The sequence below is a fragment of the [Clostridium] symbiosum ATCC 14940 genome (genome assembly GCF_000466485.1).
Lineage (GTDB): Bacteria > Bacillota > Clostridia > Lachnospirales > Lachnospiraceae > Otoolea > Otoolea symbiosa.
In genome coordinates, this window is record NZ_KE992962.1 from 1 (window position 1) to 2,553 (window position 2,553).

General features: G+C 41.3%; 5 protein-coding genes. 2 read left to right on the forward strand and 3 right to left on the reverse strand.

From position 1 onward, the window contains the following. Nucleotides 1-421, forward strand: a 421-nt coding sequence (locus tag CLOSYM_RS23215; RefSeq protein WP_207638261.1) for a hypothetical protein, incomplete at its 5' end; no start/stop codon positions are given. Nucleotides 422-663: 242 nt separating this feature from the next. Beyond that, on the forward strand, nucleotides 664-885 hold the full coding sequence (locus CLOSYM_RS15100) for a hypothetical protein (RefSeq protein WP_044902519.1): 222 nt from the start codon (nucleotides 664-666) through the stop codon (nucleotides 883-885). 248 nt (nucleotides 886-1,133) lie between these two features. On the opposite strand, the gene CLOSYM_RS15105 is transcribed toward CLOSYM_RS15100, so the two are convergent. The 3 genes from CLOSYM_RS15105 to CLOSYM_RS23220 all read right to left on the reverse strand — a co-directional run. Then, nucleotides 1,134-1,355 (reverse strand): hypothetical protein, encoded by a 222-nt coding sequence (locus CLOSYM_RS15105; protein ID WP_021642765.1) that lies wholly within the window; start codon nucleotides 1,353-1,355, stop codon nucleotides 1,134-1,136. Between the two features lie 438 nt (nucleotides 1,356-1,793). Continuing rightward, entirely contained in the window at nucleotides 1,794-2,189 is a 396-nt protein-coding gene (locus tag CLOSYM_RS15110; protein WP_021642766.1) for a hypothetical protein, read from the reverse strand. Beyond that, on the reverse strand, nucleotides 2,182-2,553 hold a 372-nt coding region (locus CLOSYM_RS23220), incomplete at its 5' end, for a hypothetical protein (protein WP_021642767.1). The genes CLOSYM_RS15110 and CLOSYM_RS23220, both read right to left, overlap by 8 nt.

Here is a 2,553-nt window from a genome sequence, read left to right on the forward strand (position 1 = left end):
CCGGTTTCTGCGGCATCAGGATTCCGCTCTGGTTCCCGCTTCCTCCCGTGTTGTTGGTATTTCCGCTGTTGCCATTTCCATTGTTGCCATTGCCGTTCCCGTTATTCCCATCGCCGTTGCCATTCCCGTTTCCTCCGCTGTTTCCACCGGATTCTCCTTCTTCCCAGCCATAGTGGTTGCCATTCCCACCGTTTCCGTTGTTGCCGTTATTTCCGTTATCATTTTTCTTATCTGGAAGTGTGTCGTATGTTACCTCTGTGGACAGGTGGATTCAAGTCCTTACCCGGCTCTTTTTTCGATTTGTATAAGGCGCTTCATCTATGGAACAGATATTTGTTCCATTGTGATATCGACTTCCTCACAAGCTGAAAAAATATATGAAGTAGCTGACAGAAGAATGGATGACAGGTTTGCGGCTTGACAGACGAAGCCCGAGCTGTGAAATTTATCAACGGTCTGTAACAGCAGAAAAACACACCAACCAGATCCATCATGGAGCGGCCGATGTGTTTGTCTTGCTGGGATTTTTCCGGTGTGTTTCCACCCCCCTTAACCCCCGGGTGTGCGCCATTGTAACATAGCGTCGGAGTGACTGTCAATTTCAATTCTCTTGCGTTTTTTCTTACTGAAAACTTACTTGCCATGATTTTCAAAAGGTTGAACATGTCTTACATGGGTGGCACGGAGGCATCCAGTTTTTCCAATATTCCGTATTCTGCCCCCAGTGCTTCTAAACCACCGCTGAAAATCAGAAAACTGCCGGGTGAAAAAGCCCAGATTTGTTTTGCTGGATGCCCTCCTGTGACGCACCGTGACGGCCTGTGTGCCGGTTTTAAAACCCAGTTCGGAAAGATGTACCATGAAGCAAATATTCTGGCCCGTTGAGCCAATGTGGAGCAGAGGCATTTCTCCCCAAATTAACCAATATGACTAGGGTCGAAAAGTGTGCAGGTTAAAGAGGTTATGCTGGATAACGCATAACCTCTGGGGACATCGCCCGGCAAAGCCGGGCAGATATTATCTTATAAATCAATGTTTAGCTATACGAAAAACATAGATAAATTCAATTGGTGCTGTCAATTCATTCCAATCATCAACATCTTCTAGTTCAAAACATATTCCCTTTTCTTGTTCTAATTCTTTCCTGTAAAACCTTTTTGGACTCCAATTTGATCTAAACAATTGTCTTCAGCAATCCAAAATCTTGCATTTTCTACTTCTATCACTGAATCATTTTCTCTAAATCGTTCCTTAAAATCAGAGCCAATAATGTTCAATAGCTGTTCTCTAGTGATATCTAATTTTATGTTGCCAATCCCAACACCAGGAACAATTGAGCCATCGTCTATTTTCATCACTGCACCTGCCTTACATTAATAAAACCCTTTAAGCTTGTTCCCTCATAGAAATCAATAATTTGTCCTGTTTCTTTATTTATAATTGCCTGTTTGCCATCAGCCTTATAGCCATTGGTCTCACCCGTAAACTAGATCTCTCGGCAGGTTCCGCAGGTCTTTAGTCTTACCTTACTATTCTCGTGAAGAAAAATGGAATCAGACTTTATTCTCTTTACTGTCATAATAAACGCACCCTATCCAATAATATTTTATTTTAGACAGAGTGCGTTTATCTCATGCTTTTGGAACTGATTGTGGGCTTTCGTATACCCAGCATCAAAATTTTTTCTTAAGAACTAAAACCTTGATGGAAGCTCTGATTTACTTCGCCTTCGGCTGGTGGTTGAGTGGTCTCTAAAAGGATTAAGGGTAGGAAATCCTAAGGTATAACCATAATTAAACGGTTGAAGGCTTTCTGTCACCCTGATGGGAAGACCTCGCCCTTGAGCTTTCTACAGTTTGTTCGCCACTGTAATATGAAATGCAATCTTCAACATCACAGCCATCTATAGAAATTATAGTAATCAATTCCCAAATCTTTTTAAGGCTCTTCCCGTTAAAAACTTTCGTTTCCAGAAGCTGTCTAACTGAATCAAAATCATAAGCTTCTGATCCATCAGCTGTTAAACCGAACCAGTATACTTCCTTTTTTTCTTCGGAAATCAATTTTCCCAGCCAACAAGACGTATAAACTTCGCTTGCATCAACACAAAAATTAATTTCTATACAAGCATTATCATTAATATTAAAATGCATAATTTTTTCAAAATCAGACGTGCTTATTTTACTCATATATACCTCCCCAATCTTGTCTTTTTTCAGATTTGTTTATGCTCTTAATTAAATGGGGGAGTACCATCTGGATAGTTTTGGGGATTTCCAAAGTCAGGATTTCCATCTGGCGTCCACGTAATATCATGATCATGAGGGTTAGTATGATATTTCGGATTGCCATGGTCGCTATAATGCCGTATTGCCTTTGTGACGCGCCGTGACCGCCCGTGTTGCCCTTTTCCGGCCGAACTCGAAAAGATGTACCATGAACCAGATATATCGGCTCGTTGACCCGATGTGAAACAACTACATTTTTCCGAAAATTGAGAAAAATAGTAGGGTTGAAATGTGTGCAGGTTAAAGAGGTTATGCTGGAAAACGC